Here is a 22,846-nt window from a genome sequence, read left to right on the forward strand (position 1 = left end):
AAGGGTGTTCCGCGCAGACTGGAGGACAGTTCCCACCGGTCCGCCCTGAAGGAGGAGTTTCCCCGATCATGTTCCTCGCACTCCGCGACCTGCGTGCCGCCCGCGGCCGGTTCGCCCTGATCACCGTCACCGTCGCGATGATGGCGCTGCTGGTCAGTTTCCTCTCCGGCCTCACGGGAGGTCTGGCGCACCGGAGCATCTCCGCCCTGTCCACCGTCGGCGGCACCTCCGCCACCCTGTCCGACACGGGCGAGGCGAGCCTCGACCGGTCCCGGCTCGATCCGGAATCCACCACGGCGCTTCTCGACGTCGCGGCGAAGGACGGGATCCCCGCCACCGCAGTGGGGGTCGACCGGAGCCTGCTCGGCGAAGAGTCCGTGTCGGTGCTGGCGACCCGGCCCGCGGCCGACGGCCCGGCCGATGGTTCCACTCCCCTGCCCGGACAGGGGCACATCGTCCTCTCCGGGGCCGCGGCGAAGGCCACGGGGCTGGCGGCCGGGGATTCGGCGGAACTCGGCCGGTACGGAACGGTGACGGTCGACGCCGTACGCGGCGACGACCACTACTCGCATCAACCGGTCGTCTGGGCACACCTCGACGCGGATGCACCCGCCACGTTCATCGCCTCAGGTGCGCCACTCAACGGAGTACCCGGCACGGTGGGTGTCTCCGCCGGCGAACTGCCCGGCACGATGGCGTCGTACAAGGCGGAGTCGACCTCCCTGACCATGATCAACGTGATGCTGCTGATCATCACCGCGTTGGTCACCGGCGCCTTCTTCACCGTGTGGACCATCCAGCGCAAGCCGGACATCGCCACCCTGAAGGCCCTCGGGGCGACGAGCGCGGCACTGGTCGTCGACGCCCTCGGGCAGGCCGCCGTGATCCTCGCCCTGGGCGTCGGCACGGGACTCGCGCTGACCCTCGCCGCCGCATCGCTGATCGGCGACGGACTTCCGTTCGTGGTGTCCACCTCGACGACACTCCACCCCGCGCTCGCCATGTTCGCACTCGGCCTGGTCGGTGCCGCAGCCGCACTGTCCTTCCTGAAATCCGCGTCCCCGCTTTCCGCCCTCGGAGGTAACCGATGAACTCCCGCCCCGTCCTCGTCCTCGACGACGTCACCCTGACCTTCCCCGACGGCGCCGGTGAGATCACCGCGGTCGATCACGCGTCGCTGTCCCTCGACGCGGGTGAGCTCGTCGCCATCACCGGCCCCTCCGGTTCCGGCAAGTCCTCGCTCCTGGCGGTCGCCTCCACGCTGCAGCCCCCGACCTCCGGATCGATCCGGCTGCACGACCGGGAACTCGCCGGGCTCTCCCCCGGGGAGGCGGCCGCCGTCCGCCGGAAGGACATCGGGATCGTCTTCCAGCAGCCGAATCTCATCGGATCGCTCACCGCCACCGAACAGTTGATGATGACGCGGCACCTGGAGTCACCGTGGCGGAGGCGTGCCCCCAAAGCCACGACACGGAACCGCGCCCTCGGACTCCTCGAGCGTCTCGGCCTCGCCGAGGCCCGCGACCGGAGCGTCGGCGCACTGTCCGGCGGCCAGAGGCAGCGTGTCAACATCGCCCGCGCCCTGATGAACGCCCCGGCACTCCTCGTCGTCGACGAGCCGACCTCCGCACTCGACTCCGGACGTTCGGCGGACGTGATGGACCTGCTCCTGGAACTCGTCGCGGAGGAGAAGGTCGGGACGCTCCTGGTCACCCACGACGAGGAGGCCGCCCGACGCGCCGACCGCCGGTTCACCATGGTGGACGGGAAACTCACCGAGGATCACCGGGCGCTCGTCGGCGGCTAGACGCAGGCGGCGACGAACCGCTCGACGGATCCGGGCATCGCGGCCGGATGACAGTGCAGGTAGGAGGCGTGCACCGTTTCGTTGACGAAGCCCTCCCGAACACCGCGACCGTCCCAACCACGCCAGCCCCAGGCGGGTGACCAACCGGCGACGGTGGTGTCGGTGAGGGCGGTGTGGTGGAACTCGTGGCCCGTGAGTCGTTCGCCCTCCCGGTGGAGCACCGAGTCGGACAACGCGACGGCTTCCCGGTACCCGAGGGTGAGCCGCCGCCCCATGGCGGCGTGGGTGTCGATCACCCCGAGCATCGGATACGCGTCGAGGGTCGCCGTGAGCCACAGCAGGCCGGCGCATTCCCCGTGGACGGGCATGCCGTCGGCGATCCGTTCCCGGACACGCTGACGGAGTGCGGTCCGCGCGGCGAGATCCTCCACGTGTTCCTCCGGGAATCCGCCGGGAACGATGAGTCCGTCACATTCCGGCAGGTCATCGGTGAGTGGGTCGAAGCGCACGACCCTGGCCCCCGCCGCCCCGAGGAGCTCGGTGTGCTCGGCGTAGGCGAAGGTGAATGCGGTTCCACCGGCGATGGCGACGGTCGGGTTTCCCGCCACCGCGACCTCGGCCCGCGGATTCCACGCCTCCCCGCTCCACGTGCAGTCGGCGACGGCGGTGAGGGCGTCCAGGTCGAGGTGCTCCTCGACGAGGTCGGCCATCCGTTCGACGGCGGTGACCGCGGCACCGCCCTGCTCGACCGCGGTCACCAGTCCCAGGTGGCGGGAGGGCACCTCGATGTCCGCGAAACGGGGCAGGGAACCGAGGACGGGGACGCCGACCGCATCGCACGCGCTGCGGCAGACCGCGTCGTGGCGTCCGGTTCCCGCCCGGTTCAGGATCACACCGGCCAGGCGCACCCCGTCGACGGCCGTCGCGAATCCACGGACCATCGCGCCGATCGACTGGCTCATTCCCCGGACATCCACGACGAGGATGACCGGCATTCCCAGTGTACGGGCGATCTCCGCGGTGGAACCGGGCGCGCACACCGGATCCGAACCGGGCACGATACGTCCGTCGAACAGTCCCATCACCCCCTCCACCACGGAGATGTCGCATCCGGCGGAACCGTGGGCGTAGAGCGGACCGATCCGGTGACTCCCGCACATCACGGAGTCGAGGTTGCGGCCGACCCGTCCCGCGGCGAGACCGTGGTAGCCGGGGTCGATGTAGTCGGGCCCGACCTTGAACGGGGCGACCTCCATCCGGCGCGCCAGCGCCCGGATCAGCCCCGTGGCGATGGTGGTCTTCCCGGTACCGGATGCGGGCGCCGCGATGCACAGGCCGGGTACTACCACTCGATGCCCTTCTGTCCCTTGCGGCCCTGGTCCATGGGGTGCCTGATCTTCGTCATCTCGGTGACGAGATCGGCGACCTCGATGAGTTTCGGGTCCGCGTCCCGTCCGGTCATGACGATGTGCTGGCGTCCAGGACGGTCCGTCAGCGTCGCCACAACGTCGTCGACGTCGATCCATCCCCACTTGATCGGGTAGGTGAACTCGTCGAGGACGTAGAAATCGTGGGTCTCCGTCTCGATCCGGCGACGGATCTCCGCCCACCCCTCGGCGGCGTCCCGGGCGTGGTCCTCCTCCGCACCGGGTTTCCGGGCCCAGGACCAGCCCTCCCCCATCTTGTGCCACTCGACGGCGCCCCCTTCCCCGGTCTGCTCGTGGAGTTCCCCGAGGCGCCGGAACACGGCCTCCTCCCCGACCTTCCACTTCGCGGACTTCACGAACTGGAACACGCCGATGTTCATTCCCTGGTTCCAGGCGCGCAGCGCCATACCGAAGGCGGCCGTCGACTTTCCCTTGCCCGGACCGGTGTGGACCGCGGTGACGGGCAGCATGCGGCGTTGCCGGGTGGTCAGACCGTCATCGGGAATGCTGGCGGGATCGGGTTTTCCCTTGGGCATGGAGGTGTCCCTTCGGCTGAGCTGTACGAGGTGGTCGGGGTCATCCTATCGTGCACCGGTCCGACGGCGCCGTTCACCGGTCGGGGTGCGGAACCGTGGACCGTGGAAAAGCTGTCCCCCGTTCTCCGGAGGGGAGAACGGGGGACAGCTTCGGGTCTCATCGCCCCCGGTGACCGGTGGGCGGATGTACCACCGGGTTAACGCTCCATGCCCGGCATCGTCGGAAGCTGGAAGCCTCCGGGGAACTGGGTCTTGATGAAGTGGAACAGTGCCGCGATCAACGCGATGACGCCGCCTGCGGTGAACAGCGTCATGAGACTCAGACCACCGGAGCCGAGAGCGGCCTTGCCGGACAGACCGTCGATCTTGCCCTTGACGCCGGAGGAGAGGTCACTCCCGGATCCTGCGGGGCCGCCCGGTGTATCCGAACCCTTGAGCGGTTCATTCGCGTCCGAGGTACCGAGCTCGACGGTGGTGAGGGAGTCGTCCTCGGAGCCGACCGTGGTGCCCGCACCGCCGGTACCGACCTTGACGAAGGTGAGCTTGTCGTCGGTACCGTAGCCCTCGACACCGGTGATGAAGATGTCATCTCCGATGATCTTCAGTGTTTCAGCGGCCTTGCCGTTGGTGTACTGGAGCGTGCCACCGACGGTGGTGCTCGAGATGACCTCGAGTGTCGTCGGGTCGAGCACGGCGAGTTCACCGGCTTCACCGGCACTGGCCATCACGAGGTTGCCGTCGGCGTCGAAGGTCGCTCCGGTGATGAAGTCGAAGGCCTCGACCTTGTCGGCGGTGCTCTTCTTCGTGAAGGCGCCGTCGGAGTAGGTGTAGACACCCACCGACTCGACTCCGTTGTTCACACCGTTGTAGAACACGATGTTATCGTCGACGACACTGACGGTACGACGCCCACCGCTGAACAGCACCGACTTGAACTGGTCCTTGGCCGCCGCGATCTCCACCGCTGCGGGGGTCTGCCCCGGACGGATGTGCAGCGGGGTGCTGCCGGTACGACCGTCCGGGCCTTCCAGGATGTCGTCGAGGATGTAGACGAACGTACCGTCCGGAAGCGCCCGCAGACCGACCGCTTCACCGGCGGCACCCTTGTAACCGTACGTGCTGTCGAAGTCTCCACCGTCCTCTGAGGGGGCGGTGCCGCGGACCTCGCTCATCGGGGGAAGTTCGGTGGCGGTGGTGCTCATGTCCGAGAGCTTGAACTCGGTGAGCACGCCCTTCCGGGTGTCCAGATCGGCGGTCAGCACACCGATCGAGTCGGTGACCTCCGAGTAGGCGAGACCCGAGACATTGGCGTTCGGCAGGGTACCGAGATCCATGATGGCGCCGACGCCCGCGGACGACACGGTCGCGTAGCGGACCGTGTCACCGTCAGCCCAGTAGAGGGTGTCCGTGGCGGACTTGAAGGCCGAGGGGTTGCCGCGGTTGATGGTCACGTCGTCCGAGGTGACGAATGTCCCGAGATCGTTGTCCGCGATCACCAGCTGGGTGGCGCCACGGAACCCACCGCGGGTGACGTGCAGAACGGAACCGTCGCTGAGACCGAAGAGACGGTTCGACTCACCGCGGGTGAAGTCGGTGGTGACCTCCTTCTCCAGGGTGAGTTCCTCGGTCGCGCCGGAGGATGCCCCGAAGGTGACGGGGCCGGTGAAGGAGAGATTCAGTGCATCGAGGCCGTCGGAGCCCTTCGGATTGCCGCTGAGCGCGGAACGTCCCTCTGCGGTGACGGTGACCGCGATGTCACGGACGGTGGACACGTCGCCGGACCGGTACTTCGCGTTCGTCAGGTCAAGATTCGCCATGACCACACGGGAGGGACCGACCCACTCCTTCGTCTTCTTGTCCAGGGAATGGACGACGAGAGAGAGGGTTCCCGTACCGTCAGCCGGGTTGAGGGTCACGATCGGCTCACTGACGGTCAGGTCGAGCTTGCAGGCACCGCGTTCATCCGCCCCCAGGTAGGTCGGGCCGCAGAAACTCATGACGTTGGCTGTACCGGCGTACTTCAGCGACACGGACCCGTCATCTTCGTTGGTCCGGGAGACGAAGGCGAAGGACGGCACACCCGAGTGGAGGGCCGCGCCGTCGAACACACGATCAAAACCGCCGGAGACCTGACGGAACAGGGAGAGAACACCCCACGACAGTGCCGGGGTGCTCTCCGGGTAGCTGGTGGTGGACGAGACATGCTCGATACCGAGCTTCGCGTTCTCATCGGCACCGGCGACCGCGGGTGCCACCAGGGACAGTGACATGGAGAGACAGGCGACCGCGGCGAGCCCGGTACGGGAGAGACGACGGGAGGACAGGTTCATGGTGAAGGATGCTTTCTGGGGGTAAGGAAACTCAAGGTGAAGCGGTGCGACGACCACCGGGGACGTGGTGGCTTCCCGGTGACGGACACCATCACCACCCAATCTACATTAGGCAAACCTTAACTACCATAGTTTTCTTGAAGTATTTTCACCGGAGCCTCAGGAAAATGACGGCCGAAACGAGATGCTCCTTCAGGATGCGGCATCAGTCACGGGAATAGAACGGTGTCCCGCACACGTTGACCGGAACAACACTCCCCACCGCACCGAAAAGGACCCCACCTTGTCACACACCCGCGACACCCCGGACTCCCCCGCACGTCTCGTCGGCGTGTACAACGCCGACGGCGGGATCATCGGCGAGCTGACCTACGTGCTGGGAAAGATACGCGGGGTGACGCACTGCGGCCTGTGCGACATCACCCACGGGAGATCCCCCTTCCCCCGGAGGGACTGGACCGACGCACTCGGGTCGCTCCCGCTGCCCATGGAGACCGTCCACCTCAACGAGATGGACACCCCCACCGCCCGGGCGGCCGGGGGAACGAGCCCGGTCGTGGTCTACCTGGACGGTGAGAACGACCGGATCCTGATGGACCCGGTCGACCTCGACGCGTGCGGCGGCCGGGTCGACGACTTCCTCGCACTCGTCACCACCCGACTGGCGGAGATCCCCTGACTCAGCGGGCAGCCCAGGGCAGGTGGAACGCCCCCGGCATCTGTGTCCGGAGGTAGTGGATCAGTCCCGCGATCAGAGCGAGGAATCCGCCGACGGTCAGCATCGGGATCAGGACGGGAATGCCGGAGGAACCGGATCCGCCACCGGGTTCCCCGTCCCCCACCGTCACCGAGAACGCGGCGATCGTCCTGTCGGTGCTGCCGTCACCGTAGGTCACGGTGACAACCACCCCGATCGTCTTCCCCTCGTCGGCGGGACCGGGCGTCAGTGTGACGACACCCGAGACGGGGTCGACCTCCGCACCACCCGGGCGATCCCCCTCGAGAGAGTACGTCACCGCACCCGGGGCCCGACCACTTTCCGAGGTGAAGGTGGGGGCGGTCGAACGGGACGTGCGCCCGACCACGGCCGCGGACACACCGTAGACGGGTTCCAGGTCGCGGGCATCGGTCACCGGGACCCCGGCGCCACCGTTGAGGGACTCGTCGAGATGGAACGGGGTGACACCCGGATCGAGTTTCCCGGCGGAGGTCGCCTCCTCCAGCAGTTGCAGTCCGATGTAGGTACCGAGATCACCGTCGGGGTCTCCGGTGGTGGGCCGACCGTCGATGACGACGATCCGGTTCCCCGTCGCGATGACGCTCTCGTTCTGGTTGCTCTCGGTCCCCTTCATGAAGCTCGACAGTGTCGCGGAATCGAGAACCTCGTAGGTCGCGGGGTCGATGATCACCAGGGTGGACTTGTCCGCGTCGGTGAGGACGAGGTTACCGGCGTCATCGAATGCCCCACCCGCGATGTTCGCGAGGTTCCGGTCCCCGACGACCACCTTGTCACGGGCGTGGACGAGGGTGAACTCTCCCCCCTCGTAGGAGTAGACCGCCACGCCCTGCCGTTCCTGGTCGGCGTAGTCGTTCCAGATGGCGATCCGGTTTCCGCGGACGGTGACGCCGTCATTGGAGGCGACGAACTCGTACTGCGGCCAGGCCTCCGTCATGACGGTCGCCGTCACCTCCTCCTTCGGTGTGACGTGGACGGGTGCGGCCCCACGCTTACGCGGATCACCGAAGCCGTCGGTGGTTCCGGCGACGAAGTTCGTTCCGTGGTCGTTCACCGACAACCAGGTACCGTCCGGGAGACCGAAGAGTTTCGAGGCCTGCCCGTTGGGCGTGTACTCACCGTAGACACCGTCCGAGTAGTATTCATCGTCCTCCGGGACACCGTAGAGCGTGTGCCCGTCGGGCAGGTCGACGGTCGTTGCGGCGCCCCCGGGAACGATCGTGGTGAACCGGTCCCCACCGTTCCTCTTCTGGTGGATGACACCGAGTTCACCGGTCGCGGAATTGAACCCCAGTGAGGTCACGCGGTCCGGCACCCTGACGATGAGCTCCGGTTCACCGACACCGGCGGCGGTGACGGCCACCCTGTACACGGGGGTGTCCACCACCGGGTCGAGGAAACCGGCGGGTTCGTTGAAACCGGCGAAGTAGAGGATGTCTCCGGCCGCATCGAACGCCGAGGGATTGTCACTGTCGAGGTCGATGCCCCGTTTCTCCCCGATCTGCCTCATGTCCGGGCCGAGCAGCACCGCGGTGTTCAGGTCGTGGTCCCCCGCGACGAGAACCACCGAGCCGTCGGACCGGGGGAAGATTCTCGCGGCGTGCTCCAGGACGACACCGGTGTGCTCCGAGGCCGTCGTCGAATAGCCGCCGGCCCCCGCACCCGTGAACCCCGGCGCGCCGGTGTAGGTGAAGTCGAGCAGCGACAACGAGTCCCCCTCCTCGAGAATGTCGCTGAAGGCGTGCGCGCCTGCGCGGGTGAGGGCGGAGGGGACATCGGCCCAGGTGGTCAGGTCACCGTTGGTGTTGTACCGGCCGTTCTTCAGGTCGAAGGTGGCCAGATCGATTCGGTCCGGCCCCTCCCATTCACCGGAGTTCCGGTTGACGGTGTGCACGATCGCACTGAACACGCCCCGCCCGGTCGCCGGATCGTAGGTGACCCAGGGCTGGGAGAAGGTCAGGTCGAGCTGGCAGGTGCCACGGACCTCATCGGGGGTCTCGCAGAAACTGCGGATGTTCGCGGTGCCGTGGTACCGGACCCTGACCTCACCGTCAGGGGTGGTGTCCCGCCCGACGAAGGGCCAGATGATGTCACCGCTCCCCTGCCGTGCCCCGTCAAGGGTCGTGTCGGCGCCTCCCGAGATCTGCATGAACAGATCACGGACGTTCCAGTACATCGCCGGGGTGTCATCGGCGTACTCGGTCTTCTCCGCCGTGTGCTCGAGACCGATCGGATTGTTCTCGTCGGCGGACGCCGGCGCGGCCGCCAGTGGTCCGGTGCCCAGGGCGAGGCAGACGAGCACCGCGGTTCCCGTTCGGCGCAGACGGGTGTTTCTTCTTGTCATGGGGTGTCCTTCATGGTCTCGGAGTCGGTACCGCACCTGTTCCCCGGACTCCATCTCCGGAATCCACCGCGCAGCAGATGAGCGCTATTTTAGCTCTTTCTCAGGTTTCTGTGGACGGTGTTCCCCGAATGTGAGGGAACACTCACTCCGGACGGGTGGTCCCTCAGACCGCCTCGATGACCCCCGCGACCGAATCCGCCGAGATCTCGTCCAGCCGGACACAGACCCCCTCGAGTCGTTTCGCCAGGTCCGCGGCCAGTCCCAGCCGGATCCGTCCCGCGCGTTCGCAGTCGATAACGAGGCTTCCGGCGAGTCCCCGGTCGCGGATGACCGCGGCCGCACGTCGGACCCCGGCGGTGCCGGATGCCCCGGTGGCCCGGCCGTCGGACAGCACGACGAGCAGCGCCCGCCGCCCGGGCTCTCTGCGGTGTTCCCTCTCCACGAGCTCATGTGCCATCATCAGCCCCTCCCCGAGAGGGGTGCGGCCACCGGTGACCGCACCGTCGAGTCGCCGGACCGCGGCCACGGTGGATCCCGTCGGTGGAAGAAGTACCTCCGGGGCGGAGCCCCGGACCGATATCACCGCGATACGGTCACGTCGCTGATAGGCGTCCCGGAGCATCGAGACAACGGCACCGGTCACCGCTGACAGCCGGTCCCTGCCCGCCATGGAACCCGAGGCATCGACCACGAAGACGATCAGATTCGACTCCGTACCCCGCCGGAGTGATCCACGCAGATCCTCCGGACGGAAGTCGATGAGCCCGTCGGTGATCCGGGCACCCCGTTCCGCCGCGGCGAGAACAGTTCCGACCACGTTCAGTCCGTGTCCTCCGGCCACCGCGCGGACGTTCTGCCCCTGAGCCGACCACGACCTGGATCTTCTTCCGGGGATGCCCTCCTCCCCGGCCCCCTTACGCCTGAGTGCCCGGGGAACGAAAGGGGGCGCCCTGATCGGCGCGACCTGCCTTTCCGTCGTCCGTCGGCTCCCCGTCCCCCGTCAGTTCCGGTGCCGGTTCATCCGCCCCGGTATCCGGGTCGGGACGCTCGTCCGGTTGCGGTGTCCCCGTGTCCCCGGACGGCTCGCTGTCGGGGTGTTCGTCACGTGCCTCCTCCATCGTCTCGTCGAGTCTGTCCCCGTCGAGCCCGGGTTCGTCGAAGGGGTCGCGGCGCCGCCGGTGCGGAAGTGCGAGCTGTGCCGCGGTCCGGATGTCGTCGTCCGTGACCGTCGTGTCCCCCCGGTAGGCCGCGCACGCCGCCGCGGTACGGGCGATGACGAGGTCCGCACGCATCCCGTCGACGTCGAAACTCGCGCAGACGTGAGCGATGCGGGCGAGGTTCGTGTCCGTGAGCTCGACCGTCGGGAGGATGCGTCGGGCACGGACGATCCGGGCGGCGAGATCCGCGTCCTCGGCGGCCCATGCGGACGCGAAAGCGGCGGGATCGGCCTCATAGTCGAGACGACGGCGGATGATCTCCCTCCGCACCTCGACGTCACGGGATGCGGCGACGTCGACCGCGAGACCGAATCTGTCGAGCAGCTGTGGACGCAACTCGCCCTCCTCCGGGTTCATCGTGCCGACGAGCACGAAATCCGCCGGGGAACTGTGCGAGATACCGTCCCTCTCGATGGTGACCCGGCCGGTGGCGGCCGCGTCGAGGAGCGTGTCGACGAGATGATCCGCGAGCAGGTTCACCTCATCCACGTAGAGGACACCACCGTGGGCCTGCGCCAGGAGTCCGGGGTGGTAGTCGGCGCGCCCCGTGGTGAGAACGGTCTCGATGTCGAGGGAACCGACGACCCGGTCCTCGGTCGCACCGATCGGCAGATTCACGAGGGGAGCCCCACCGAGCAGGGCCGCGAACGCCCTCACCGTCGTCGTCTTCGCCGTGCCCTTCTCCCCGCGCACAACGACACCCCCGATCCGGGGCGAGACCGCGTTGAGGATCAGGGCCAGCCGGAGCTGGTCCTGACCCACGACCGCAGCGAACGGAAAACCGGCGTCGGGGGTGGAGTGCGGCACCGCTAGTCCTGCCCCTCCAGCTTGAGGGTCTTCTGGGTGCGCTCCCAGGTCTCACGGAACAGCGCGGTGTCCGTCGCGAGCTTCGTCCCGTAGGTGGGGACCATCTCCTTGATCTTCGGCCCCCACGCGACCATGTGGTCACCGAAACACCGTTCGAGGAGCTCGAGCATCGCGGCCGGTGCGATGGAGGCACCCGGAGATGCGCCGAGAATACCCGCGATCGACCCCTCCGCATCGCTGATGAGGGCGGTGCCGAACTCGAGGGAACCGAACCTCGGTGCACCCACGGGCTTGATCACCTGGACGCGCTGCCCTGCGGTGACCAGCTCCCAGTCCTCCGAACGCGCACTCGGCATGTACTCCCGGAGAGACTCCATCCGTGCCCCGGCGTCCTTCATGACCTCGGTGATGAGGTACTTGGTCAGGCCCATCTCCTGGACACCGACCGCAGCCATGGAGGGGATGTTCGTGGGCCGCAGCGACCTGACCAGATCGAACCAGGAACCCTTCTTCAGGAACTTGGGCGTCCATCCGGCGTACGGACCGAACAGGAGACCGGTCTTGCCGTCGATGACACGGGTGTCCAGGTGCGGGACACTCATCGGCGGTGCACCGACCGAGGCCTTGCCGTAGACCTTCGCGTGGTGCTGGGCGATGATGTCCTCGTTGGTGCAGCGCAGCCACTCGCCGGAGACGGGGAAACCACCGAAGCCACGGATCTCCGGGATACCCGACTTCTGGAGCAGCGGCAGAGCCATGCCGCCCGCACCGACGAACACGAAGTTGGCGCGCACCACACTGGTGTCACCGGTGTGGACGTTCCTGACCCGGATCTTCCACTTCGCGCCGTCGCGGATGATGTCCTCCACCTCATGCCCGTAGCGGATCTCCGTACCGGCCTGCTCCGCGTTCCGGATGAACTGACGGGTCAGGGCACCGTAGTTGATGTCCGTGCCCGCATCGGTCCAGGAGATCGCGACCTTCTCCCGGTCGAAATCACGGCCCTCCGCCATCAGCGGCAGGAACTCGGCGAACTTCTGCTGATCATCCGTGAACTGCATGTCCGGGAACAACGGGTGCGCGGACAGCGCCTCGTAGCGCTTACGCAGGTAGGTGACCTGGTCCTCGCCCTGGGCGAAGGAGACGTGGGGAACCTGGTTGATGAAGTCCCGCGCGCTGTCGAGCTGGTCGTTCTCGAGCAGGTAGGACCAGAACTGCCGGGAAATCTGGAACTTCTCGTTCACCGCGACGGCCTTGGCGGTCTGGATCTCCCCGTTGACCTCGGGCGTGTAGTTCAGTTCGCACAGCGCGGAGTGGCCCGTACCGGCGTTGTTCCACGGGGAGGAGGACTCCTCCGCGGGACCGTCGAGGCGCTCGAAGACGAGCTGTGACCACCCCGGTTCAAGCTGCCGGAGCATCGCACCGAGAGTGGCGGACATGATACCGGCACCGATCAGACAGACGTCTACCTCATCCGTCACATGAGCTGCTGAAACCTTGGAGTCAGACACTGTATTCAACCTTCGCTAGTTCTTTGAATCGTGCATCTATCCCAGTCCCGGATTCCGGGTTCCCCGGACGCGCCGTCCGTCCCGGCGTCCCGTCGTCCCGGTGAGTGCCGGGACACGCACGACACGACACTGCACCGATGGAATCGAACGAAAGGCACCGACCGATCACCACTGATCCACGGCGCCGTCACCAGCATCCGGGTGGCGCAGCGGAGGATCCCCTGGACTGGCCTATCGCGTTAATACCTTACGCCTTGAGCCCCGGGGGTATCAGTATGACCCCGGTCCCGATGCCCACATCACCACCCTCAGACACCCCCGAAACACGTGGAGGCCCCTGCATCACCTCGGACTTTACCGCGAATGTCCGCCCACACCCCCAGACACCCGGATCCGACAGGAGAGTCTCCGACAAAGCCGGTTACCCCCGAAATGGTCCGGCCACCCCGGGAACGGAACGGGGACGGACCATCCCTCCCGTCTTCCGCCCGGATCACCGCACGGCCGACGACAGTCGACGCATCCGTCGGCCCCCGGGCCACCCCCGGAGCGGGACCGGGTCCCACCCCGCAGGTTCCTCCGTCACGGCCGGAGGAACACCCGGCCCCGGGTGTGCCGGGTTAGGGTGGTCCGTATGAGTGACCTCCCGATCTCCGACAGCTACACCGCCGACATCCTGGGCGAGGGATTCACCCGACGCACCCTGCGACTGGGCGAGGATCCCGAGGGAGACGGACCCGTCGTGGCGACACTCGTGCGCTACCTTCCCGACCGGTGCCCGGATCACGGGGACCGTACCGCGATGATCTTCGTCCACGGCATGAGCGACTACTTCTTCCACCGGCACGTCGCCGAACGGTTCCACGACGAGGGGTACGCGGTGTACGGCGTGGATCTGCGCAAGTGCGGACGGTCGCACCTCGCCGGCCAACTGTGGCACGACATCCGGGACCTGCGTCGGTACTTCGATGATCTCGATTCGGTACTTGACGCGGTACGGGAGGAACACGGCACCTGTGTCATCCAGGCGCACTCCACCGGTGGACTCATCGCACCGTTGTGGCTCGACCATCTCCGCAGATCCGCCCTCGCGGGCGATGCCACGGCCGCTGCACGGCACTCCGCTATCGCCGCAGCGGTGCTGAACAGCCCGTGGCTGGACCTGATGTTCCCGTCACCGCTCGACCGGTGGTCCCGACCGTTGATCCGTGCGCTGGGGGCCCGTCGTCCCGAACTCGATCTCCCCGGTGGACTGGCCGCCTACGGGCATTCGATCCACGCCGGGCACCACGGGGAGTGGGAGTTCGACACACGGATGAAACCGATCGCCGGACACGCCAAGAACGTGGGGTGGCTCGCCGCCGTCGTCAGGGGCCAGGACGTGATCCAGGCGGGGGGTGTGGAATGCGGGGTACCCGTTCTGGTGTTGTGTTCCACGCAGTCCTGGTTGAACAAGCCGTACTCGGCGATCACCGACACCTCGGACGCGGTGCTCGACGTGCACCAGATCCGGCGGTGGGCGCCGTCGCTCGGGGCCGGTGTCACCGTGCTCCCGGTGGAGGGCGCCCGGCACGACGTCTGGCTCTCCCTCCGCCGGCCGAGGGAACGCGCCTTCACCGGGACGGTCGACTGGCTGAACGACACCCTCGCCGACCGGGGCTGAGCGATCATCCGGGAAACACCACGCCGCCGGGTGCGACCGCTCCCGGCGAAGACACGGACACGAACAAGGAACAACGGACACAGACAATGACAACCTCCTCCCCCACCCACTACGACCTCATCATCATCGGAACCGGATCCGGCAACTCCATCCCCGGACCGGAGTTCGACGACAAGAAGATCGCCATCATCGAGAAGGGCCGCTTCGGCGGCACCTGCCTCAACGTCGGCTGCATCCCGACGAAGATGTACGTCTACACCGCCGACGTGGCGGAGGAGATCCGCAACGCCGCGACCTACGGCCTGGACGCACAGCTCAACGGTGTGGACTGGGCGTCGATACGCGAGCGCGTCTTCGGCCGCCGCATCGATCCCATCGCCGACGGCGGGGAGGCCTACCGCCGGGGTGACGAGACCCCGAACATCGACGTCTACGACCGGGCCGCGCGCTTCGTCGGGGAACGGACCATCGAGACCGGGACCGGAGAGGAGGTCGTCACCGTCACCGGCGACACGATCATCATCGCCGCCGGTGCACGGCCCACGATTCTGCCGGCGATCGCGGAATCAGGCGTGACGTACCACACCAACGAGACCATCATGCGGCTCGAGGAACTGCCGAAGACGATGACGGTGCTCGGTGGCGGATTCATCGCCGTCGAGTTCGCCCACGTCTTCGCCTCCCTCGGGGTCGACGTCACACTGGTCAACCGGTCGCAACGGTTGCTGCGGCAGACGGACACCGCCATCTCCGACCGCTACACCGAACTCGCCGCGAAGCGGTTCAACCTCCGGCTCGGCGTGACCCCGACCGGGGCGACCGAGGACGAGAACGGCGTGACACTGAAGCTCGACGACGGATCCGAGGTCACCTCGGAGGTGCTCCTCGCCGCGACCGGCCGCACCCCGAACGGGGATCAGTTGAATCTGGGCGCGGCCGGCATCGAGATGGACGGACCGCGCATCAGGGTCGACGAGTACGGCCGGACCACCGCCGACGGTGTCTGGGCGCTCGGGGACATAAGCTCGCCGTACCAGCTCAAGCACGTCGCCAACGCGGAGATGCGCACGGTGCGGCACAACCTGCTCCACCCGGATGACCTCAAGCCGATGCCGCACGAGAACGTCCCCGCCGCGATCTTCACCCATCCGCAGATCGCGAGTGTCGGACTCACCGAGGACGAGGCCCGTGACGCCGGACACGACATCACCGTCAAGGTGCAGAACTACGGTGATGTGGCCTTCGGTTGGGCGATGGAGGACGACACCGGCTTCGCCAAACTGATCGCCGACCGTTCCAGCGGGCGGTTGCTCGGCGCGCACATCATCGGCCCGCAGGCCTCCACCCTGATCCAGCAGCTGATCACGGTGATGGCCTTCGATCTCGACGTCCGCGACGTCGCCCGTGACCAGTACTGGATCCACCCGGCGCTCCCCGAGCTCATCGAGAACGCTCTCCTCGGCCTGGAGTTCTAGGTCCCGACCCCGGTGCTCCCCGGGGAGGTCACGCCCGTCCCCTCCGGAGGGGACGGGCCGGTGTTCCCGCGCTCGGGTAGGATCGCCCGCTATGCAGTCCGGTTCACTCCCCCGAAGAACAACCCGTCAGAAGCGGGACGGCATTTTCTCCCCCGCGTATCTCGCGACCACCGTCGGCCTGCTGATGGCCATCACGGCCTGCGCCTTCGACAACACCGCCGTCACGGCGGTGATGCCCCGGATCACCGAGGTACTCGGCGACACACGTTCCTACTCACTGGCGTTCGCGATCCCCTTCGCCGTGTCGATCCTGGCGATGGTCGCCGCCGGAATCGCGACCGATGTCGCCGGTGTCCGCCTCTCGCTGATGACGGGCACCGGCATCCTGGCCGTCGGGTTGGCGCTGTCGGTCGTGGCACCGGACATGACGGTCTTCCTGATCTCGCGCGGAATCCAGGGGTTCGGGATCGGCGCGGTGATCGTGGCCATCTACGCGGTGATCGCGCAGGTGTATCCGGCGCATCTGCGCGCCACGGTGTTCGCCGCGTTCTCCGGGGCCTGGGTCATCCCGTCACTGGTCGGACCCGCATTCGCGGGGATCCTCACCGAGACGTTCACCTGGCACGCGGTGTTCCTGTTCACCCTCGTGCTGCTGCTCGCCGCGGCGGTCCTGCTGTGGCCCGCCGTGCGGACGGTACCGGCCACCGGCGGCACCCTGTCCCCGGGGAGCACACGCATGCTCCTCGCCGCCCTCACGCTGTCCGCAGCCGCCGGGATCCTCAACTACTCGTCCCAGCTGGCGGTCGGGGCCGCGTTCCTCGGTTTCGTGCTCGTGCTGCCGGTCATAGCCGTCTCGATCCGCCCGCTCGTGCCCGCCGGAACCCTCCGTGGCCGCCCGGGCGTTCCACGGCTGGTCTCGTCCAGGGTGCTCACGGACATGGTCCTCGCCGCGGAGATCTACGTTCCGCTGCTCCTCGCCGACGTGTACGGGCTCGGCCCCACCCTCACCGGTCTGGGCCTGACGGCCAGTGGCGTCACCTGGTTCCTCGGTTCCCACATCCAGGCCCGCCATGCGGGGCATCTCCCGACACCTCTGGTGTGCAGAACAGCTGCCGCGGCGATGGCACCGGGTCTGCTCATCGTCGCCCTGGCCGCGATGACCGGGGTGCACTGGGGGATCGCCGTGCTCGGGTGGGGACTCTCCGCGTTCGGCATCGGCTTCGTCTACCCGCGTATCTCCAGTGACGCACTCGAGCTGAGTCCCCCGGAACGAACGGGATTCATCGGTTCCGCCCTGCAGGTGGCCGGGATAACGGGTATGACGATCGCGGTGGCGGTCGGTGCCCTGGTGCTGTCCGCCACCGCCGACCTCGGGGCCCAGTCCCGGTTCCTCGTCACCTACCTCGTCCTCGCGCTGGCCGTCGTCCCGTTCGTGTGGCTGTGGCGCCCGGGTGCCGGGGAATCCGCTGACGCGCCGCACCACAGCCACTGACAGCACATTCCGTGGGGACGCAGGCCACATCCGAGACCCTGGCGCGTCACCTCTCACACGTCATAGTGTCGGATCATGGCTGATCTCACCGAACTACTCACCCCGGACACCATCGCCGTGCACGTCCACGCCGATGACTGGGAGGCGGCGATCCGGCACGCCGGACAACTCCTCGTGGACTCCGGAACCTGCACACCGGACTACACCGGGGAGATGATCGACACCGTCCGCGACAACGGGCCGTACATCGTCATCGCACCGGGTCTGGCTTTCGCCCACGCCCGCCCGTCACCTGCCGTGCACCGGACCGGCATGTCGCTCACCGTCCTCGCCGAACCGGTCGCCTTCGGACACCCCGACAATGATCCCGTGTCACTGGTCGTCGCCCTGGCCGCCACCGACCCGGACACCCACCTGTCGGCCATGCGACAACTCGCACGCTCCTTCAGACCGGAACGGAAGCGGGTGGAGATCACACGGGCGGACAGTCCGCGGGAGGTCCACCGGATCCTCTCCGGAGACCCCACGGGCACACGACGGGAACAAGCCCGTCCGACATCCGCGACCACCACGGTCGCCGAGGGCACCGGCACGTCGGAGACCGTACCCAGCAAGGGACTGATCCTCACGGTGTGCGGCAACGGGCTGGGCACCTCCCTGTTCCTGAAGAACACCCTCGAGGACGTCCTCGACGGCTGGGGCTGGTCCCGCCACATGAGGGTGGAGGCCACCGACACCATCTCCGCGAAAGGCAGGGCGGGGGACGCGGACTGCATCCTCACCTCCGGGGAGATCGCCCGCGCACTCGGCGATCTGGGGGTCCCGGTGCGGGTGATCTCCGACTTCACCTCCACCGACGAGATCGACGCCGCGCTCCGCGGGATCTACGCGGTCTGAACGGCACCAACACACAGAAAGGACTTCCGACATGGTCGTCATCGAGTTCCTGGTCAACCAGATTCTCTCGGTGCCGGCGTTCCTCATCGGCATCATCACCGCCGTGGGACTCGCCGCACTGCGCAAATCCACGGGTGAGGTCATCGGCGGTGCCGTCAAGGCGACACTCGGCTTCCTGCTCATCGGCGCGGGCGCAGGCCTCGTCGTCGCGTCACTGGAACCCCTGGGCACGATGATCACCGGCGCGACCGGTGCACGGGGCGTGGTCCCGACCAATGAGGCGATCGTGGGGATCGCGCAGGAGAACTACGGCGCACAGGTCGCCTGGCTGATGGTCCTCGGCTTCGCGGTGTCCCTGCTCCTCGCCCGGTTCACTCCCCTGCACTACGTGTTCCTCACCGGGCACCACGTGCTGTTCATGGCGACACTGATCACCATCGTCCTGGCGACGGCGGGATTCTCCGCGGGTGTCACGGTCCCGCTCGGGGCGGTGCTGCTGGGTATCCTCATGGTGTCCCTGCCTGCGTTCGTGCACCCGTGGACCAGGCGGATCACCGGCGACGACTCGATCGCCATGGGACACTTCGGTACGGCCGGGTACATCGTCGCGGGTGGGGTCGGCTCGCTCGTCGGCGGCCGCAAACCGGAGAAACTGTCCCCCTCCACCGAGAACCTCAAACTGCCCGAGGGCCTGAAGTTCCTCCGGGACTCGATGGTCGCCACCGCACTGTCCATGGCGCTGATGTACGTCATCCTCGCGGTGATCTTCCTCGTTCGGGCCGGACGGGACGAGGCGTTCACCGCGTTCGAGGACGGTGCCTCCGACGTGGGTGCCTACCTCATGCACTCGTTCACCCTCGGCCTGCAGTTCGGCGTCGGCGTGGCGGTGATTCTGTTCGGTGTGCGCACCATCCTCGGTGAACTGGTACCTGCGTTCCAGGGGATCGCCGCGAAGTTCGTGCCGGGGGCCGTCCCGGCCCTCGACTGCCCGATCGTGTTCCCCTACGCGCCGAACGCCGTGCTCATCGGCTTCGTGTCCTCCTTCATCGGCGGACTCGTCGGCCTGGCGCTGCTGCAGGTGGCGTTCAATCCGCTGTTCGGCGTGGTGCTGATCCTCCCCGGTCTGGTCCCCCACTTCTTCACCGGTGGTGCGGCGGGTGTCTACGGCAACGCCACCGGCGGACGACGCGGTGCCGTGGCCGGCGCATTCGCCAACGGCCTGTTCATCACCCTCGGCCCCGCGTTCCTCATGCAGGTGCTGGGTGTCTTCTCCGGTGAGAACACCACCTTCGGGGACGCCGACTTCGCCTGGTTCGGCATTCTCATCGGCGCGGCGGCGAAGACCGGCGCCGTGGGCGGCACGATCCTTCTCCTGTTCATCGGAGCCGCGATCCTCGGCGGGGCGATTCTGGTCCAGCGTCGTGTCGTCGACACGGGGTGGGATCCGAGTCCCGTGCGCACGGCGGTGCCTGCGGGATCCGCGGTCGGTGGTTCACCCGCCGCTCCCGGGGGTGCGTCCGCCACATCCGGTGGCACCGGCGGGTACCCGAAGGTCGCCCCACCCGAGGGTGCCCCGCTTCCCCCGCCGCTCCGGGAGAAGGGGGCCGGCACCACGGCGTGACCGGCCCGGCCATCGGCGTCACGGGGTACGCGCGGCTAGAATGAGGGGCCGCGACCGACGCTGACCCGACGATCCCGAAAGCCCCGGTTCCCCGTGCCTCTCCCGACCATGCCCCCGAACCGCAGTGACGTACCCGCCGCCACGGCGTCGATAGCCGCCGCCGTGGCGGTGCTGCTGGCGACCCTCGGTGTCACCTACACACGGAGCCACATCGGCTACGCGGGGCTGGCGGCGGCGACCGTCACATTCGGTGCGGCCAGTGCACTGGCCCAGTTGTACCGGGCCGGCAGGATGACGGTGTTCCGCGCGTCGTCGGCGGCGGGGGGCATCGCGTTGCTGACGCTGGGGGTGCTCGTCGCGGTGAGTCGGTTCACCACACTCGACGAGGTGTTCACACTGACGACGTTGGCCACGGTGTATCTCACTCCCCCGGCGGTCGTCGCCTGCCTCGTCGGCGGCATCGGGCAGTTGCCCGGACGCTGGGCTCCACGGGCGGGCTTCAGTGTGCTCGGGGCCGCCGCCACCGGCTGGTTCGCGCTCGGCCCCGACACCGCGGCCACCCGAGGCCTGGTCGTGGTCTCCGCGATCCTCGCGCTACTGGGCTGCGTCCCCGTGCTCGCCGACACCCGGCGCGGCGGCGGACGCCACCGTGGATGGAGATCGGTGGCGGTCACCGTCGCGGCCGCGATCCTCGCGGCGACGATGGTCTACGCGGTTGTTCTCGCGGCCACACCGGTCACGTGGTGGCCGGCCCGGGCCCCGAGCATCGTGCTGGCGTGGGCGTACATCATCGCGGCGGCGCTGCCCGTGGTGGCCGGCGTGACCTACCGTGATCGACCGGCACACCCCGAGATGACGGGCTAGTTCAACTGGTCGGCGCCGAGGGTGATCTTCGTGATCGCACGCCCGTTGATGCCACCCGGGACCTTCACGTCGATCCTCGGGTAGCTGGCGACGGCACTGCACGGCCCTTCGCCGACGCCCGGTCGGAGCCCTTCGACGGCGGCGACGCCGACGGTGGTTGGCGTGGTGGTGACCACGCCACGGACCCCGTAGCAGCCGCCGTCACCGGAGGGGATCGTCATGCGGATGGTGTCGTTGTCGACCACGGTGTAGAAGAAGTCGGTCTGATGCTCGGAGTGCATGCCGGTCGCGGGTTCCACGGTCGTGTCGGAGTGAGGGTGGAGGGGCATCCCGAACACCTGGATGATCTGTCCGATGAACCACTCGAGGGTGGCCTCGGAGGAGCTGGTCCCCGATGAACCGAACACGTGCTCGTCCGCGGAGGCGACCGCGGGGGACGCGCCGAGGAGCAGAAGGGTTGAGGCGATGGTGGCGGTCATCCGCCGGGACAGCTTGTGCATGGTGGGGACTCCTGGTGTGCGGGACAGGATGAGGGGGGAACAAGGCCCGTTATAGCAGATTCTCTTTTCTGCACGGCCCGAAAACCACCCCCGTAACCGATCAGATCGGGTTCAGGTTTCCACCGGTGTGCAGTGGTCGTCCACCGATTGGCGTCGTGCAGCGGGGGTTACCGGGTCACCGACGTCCGATGATGCCGTCCAGGTCGATCGCCCGTTCCACCGCGTCCGCTATCAGATCCAGCTGGCGGAGGCGTTCGGCGTGGAAGGAGGTGTCCGCCGCGAGGACGAAGCCGTTTCGCCCGGTGGCTGCGGCGACGTCCCGGAGGAAGGCACGTCGGTGTCCGTCGTGTTCGAGGTGGCCGTGCCGGTGGGTTCCGAAGATGACGCCGCGTCTGGATCCCTCCTCCCCGATCCACGGCTGTTCGGTGGAGCGGACGACCCGGCCGTGGTGCACCTCGTAGGCTCCCCCCTCGTGCCGGATGAGCGTCTTGTCCGGGTGGAACACGATGTCGGTGTCGAACACCCCGAGCCCGTCAACGGGGACGGTGGAACCGGACTCCACGGGGTCGGTGATGCTGCGGCACAGCATCTGGTAGCCACCGCAGATCCCGAGCACCGGCCGGTTCTCCCGTACGCGTGCGGTGACGGCCGCGGCGATCCCCGTCCGGCGCAGCCACGCGAGATCGGCGACGGTGGCGCGTGTCCCGGGCAGGACGACGAGATCGGCGTCGGCGATCTGGTCCGCGTCTGCCGACCAGACGACACTCACCCCGGGTTCGCAGGCGAGTGCCTCGACATCGGTGGCGTTCGAGATCCGCGGCAGTCGGACCGCCGCGACCCTCAGGCGCCGGGTGCCCAGGGCGGGCGTTGCGGGGCCGACGCTCGCGCCGAGTGGCGACTGGAGCGAATCTTCGGCGTCGATCCACAGACCGTCGATGAACGGCAGCACCCCGACGGTGGGTACCCCGGTCAGTTCCTCGAGCTGGACGAGGCCCGGATCGAGGATGGTCCGGTCACCGCGGAACTTGTTGATGATGAACCCGCGGATCCGGGCCCGGTCCCCGGGGGCGACGATCTGGTGGGTTCCGTAGAGATGGGCGAGCACTCCCCCGCGGTCGATGTCCCCGACGATGTAGACGGGCAGGTCGCAGGCCTCGGCGAGACCGAAGTTGGCGACGTCGGTGGCCCGGAGGTTGATCTCCGCCGGTGACCCCGCCCCCTCGCAGACGACGACGTCGAACCGGTGGCGCAGGTCGGTCAGGCACCCGGCCGCGACCTGCCTGAGGTGGGTGCGGTGCTCGATGTAGTTCCGGGCGCTCACCGAACCGGTGGCCCGCCCCCGGACCACGAGTTGGCTCGTGCGGTCGCCGCCGGGTTTGAGGAGCACCGGGTTGAAGTCCACGCTGGGGTCCAGCCCGCAGGCCGTGGCCTGCAACGCCTGGGCCCGGCCGATCTCCCCGCCGTCGGGGCAGACGGCGGAGTTGTTCGACATGTTCTGCGCCTTGAACGGCGCGACGGAGACGCCGCGGCGGGCCAGTGCCCGGCAGATTCCCGCGACGATGACGGATTTACCGGCGTCGGAGGTGGTTCCGGCGATGAGGACCGCGGACACGACTGGC

The 22,846-nt window shown here is 67.9% G+C and carries 18 protein-coding genes; 9 read left to right on the forward strand and 9 right to left on the reverse strand.

The window, feature by feature from the left end; genetic code table 11:
- Positions 1-68: 68 nt before the first annotated feature.
- Positions 69-1,091: an FtsX-like permease family protein gene (locus JIM94_RS05110; RefSeq protein WP_200255420.1), complete on the forward strand. Its 1,023-nt coding sequence runs from the start codon at positions 69-71 to the stop codon at positions 1,089-1,091.
- Positions 1,088-1,807, forward strand: coding sequence for an ABC transporter ATP-binding protein (locus JIM94_RS05115; protein ID WP_200255423.1), 720 nt, complete (start codon positions 1,088-1,090; stop codon positions 1,805-1,807). The genes JIM94_RS05110 and JIM94_RS05115 overlap by 4 nt, the downstream gene beginning before the upstream one ends.
- Here JIM94_RS05115 and JIM94_RS05120 read toward each other — a convergent pair.
- From JIM94_RS05120 to JIM94_RS05130, 3 genes are all read right to left on the reverse strand, one after another.
- Positions 1,804-3,156: a cobyrinic acid a,c-diamide synthase CobB gene (locus tag JIM94_RS05120; protein ID WP_200255425.1), complete on the reverse strand. Its 1,353-nt coding sequence runs from the start codon at positions 3,154-3,156 to the stop codon at positions 1,804-1,806. The two genes, JIM94_RS05115 and JIM94_RS05120, sit on opposite strands and share 4 nt — an antisense overlap.
- Complete coding sequence (gene cobO, locus JIM94_RS05125; RefSeq protein ID WP_200255427.1) at positions 3,150-3,770, reverse strand: cob(I)yrinic acid a,c-diamide adenosyltransferase; 621 nt, start codon at positions 3,768-3,770, stop codon at positions 3,150-3,152. Before cobO ends, JIM94_RS05120 begins: the two co-directional genes overlap by 7 nt.
- 197 nt (positions 3,771-3,967) lie before the next feature.
- A complete protein-coding gene (locus JIM94_RS05130) occupies positions 3,968-6,100 on the reverse strand; it encodes an HtaA domain-containing protein (RefSeq protein WP_200255429.1) in 2,133 nt (710 codons plus the stop codon).
- A 283-nt stretch (positions 6,101-6,383) separates the two neighbouring features.
- Between JIM94_RS05130 and JIM94_RS05135 the strand changes: the two genes are divergently transcribed.
- Positions 6,384-6,779: a hypothetical protein gene (locus JIM94_RS05135; protein WP_200255431.1), complete on the forward strand. Its 396-nt coding sequence runs from the start codon at positions 6,384-6,386 to the stop codon at positions 6,777-6,779.
- Position 6,780: 1 nt separating this feature from the next.
- Here JIM94_RS05135 and JIM94_RS05140 read toward each other — a convergent pair whose 3' ends face one another.
- The 4 genes from JIM94_RS05140 to mqo all read right to left on the reverse strand — a co-directional run bounded on the left by JIM94_RS05140 (position 6,781) and on the right by mqo (position 12,715).
- Positions 6,781-9,180 carry an HtaA domain-containing protein gene (locus tag JIM94_RS05140; protein ID WP_200255433.1) on the reverse strand — a complete coding sequence of 800 codons (2,400 nt, stop codon included), beginning with the start codon at positions 9,178-9,180 and terminating at the stop codon, positions 6,781-6,783.
- Between the two features lie 163 nt (positions 9,181-9,343).
- A complete protein-coding gene (locus JIM94_RS05145) occupies positions 9,344-10,135 on the reverse strand; it encodes a vWA domain-containing protein (RefSeq protein ID WP_200255612.1) in 792 nt (263 codons plus the stop codon).
- On the reverse strand, positions 10,095-11,204 hold the full coding sequence (locus JIM94_RS05150) for an AAA family ATPase (RefSeq protein WP_200255443.1): 1,110 nt from the start codon (positions 11,202-11,204) through the stop codon (positions 10,095-10,097). The genes JIM94_RS05145 and JIM94_RS05150 overlap by 41 nt, the downstream gene beginning before the upstream one ends.
- 2 nt (positions 11,205-11,206) lie before the next feature.
- Positions 11,207-12,715 (reverse strand): malate dehydrogenase (quinone), encoded by a 1,509-nt coding sequence (mqo, locus tag JIM94_RS05155; RefSeq protein ID WP_200255445.1) that lies wholly within the window; start codon positions 12,713-12,715, stop codon positions 11,207-11,209.
- 634 nt (positions 12,716-13,349) lie between these two features.
- Between mqo and JIM94_RS05160 the strand changes: the two genes are divergently transcribed.
- From JIM94_RS05160 to JIM94_RS05185, 6 genes are all read left to right on the forward strand, one after another.
- Positions 13,350-14,378 carry an alpha/beta hydrolase gene (locus JIM94_RS05160; protein ID WP_200255448.1) on the forward strand — a complete coding sequence of 343 codons (1,029 nt, stop codon included), beginning with the start codon at positions 13,350-13,352 and terminating at the stop codon, positions 14,376-14,378.
- A gap of 86 nt (positions 14,379-14,464) precedes the next feature.
- On the forward strand, positions 14,465-15,853 hold the full coding sequence (gene mtr / locus JIM94_RS05165) for a mycothione reductase (RefSeq protein ID WP_200255450.1): 1,389 nt from the start codon (positions 14,465-14,467) through the stop codon (positions 15,851-15,853).
- A 91-nt stretch (positions 15,854-15,944) separates the two neighbouring features.
- Positions 15,945-17,345 carry an MFS transporter gene (locus tag JIM94_RS05170; RefSeq protein ID WP_200255452.1) on the forward strand — a complete coding sequence of 467 codons (1,401 nt, stop codon included), beginning with the start codon at positions 15,945-15,947 and terminating at the stop codon, positions 17,343-17,345.
- Positions 17,346-17,420: 75 nt separating this feature from the next.
- Positions 17,421-18,242 (forward strand): PTS sugar transporter subunit IIAB, encoded by an 822-nt coding sequence (locus JIM94_RS05175; protein WP_200255453.1) that lies wholly within the window; start codon positions 17,421-17,423, stop codon positions 18,240-18,242.
- 31 nt (positions 18,243-18,273) lie between these two features.
- Positions 18,274-19,863, forward strand: coding sequence for a PTS ascorbate transporter subunit IIC (locus JIM94_RS05180; RefSeq protein ID WP_200255455.1), 1,590 nt, complete (start codon positions 18,274-18,276; stop codon positions 19,861-19,863).
- Positions 19,864-19,971: 108 nt separating this feature from the next.
- Positions 19,972-20,727, forward strand: a complete 756-nt coding sequence (locus JIM94_RS05185; protein ID WP_200255457.1) for a hypothetical protein — start codon at positions 19,972-19,974, stop codon at positions 20,725-20,727.
- Here the strand turns inward: JIM94_RS05185 and JIM94_RS05190 are convergent.
- A complete protein-coding gene (locus JIM94_RS05190) occupies positions 20,724-21,227 on the reverse strand; it encodes a hypothetical protein (protein WP_200255459.1) in 504 nt (167 codons plus the stop codon). The genes JIM94_RS05185 and JIM94_RS05190 overlap by 4 nt on opposite strands.
- Before the next feature lie 175 nt (positions 21,228-21,402).
- Complete coding sequence (locus tag JIM94_RS05195) at positions 21,403-22,839, reverse strand: cobyric acid synthase (RefSeq protein ID WP_200255461.1); 1,437 nt, start codon at positions 22,837-22,839, stop codon at positions 21,403-21,405.
- Positions 22,840-22,846 lie beyond the last annotated feature (7 nt).

Origin of the sequence: Corynebacterium pygosceleis, from assembly GCF_016595275.2 — a bacterium.
Classification (GTDB): Bacteria; Actinomycetota; Actinomycetes; order Mycobacteriales; family Mycobacteriaceae; genus Corynebacterium; species Corynebacterium pygosceleis.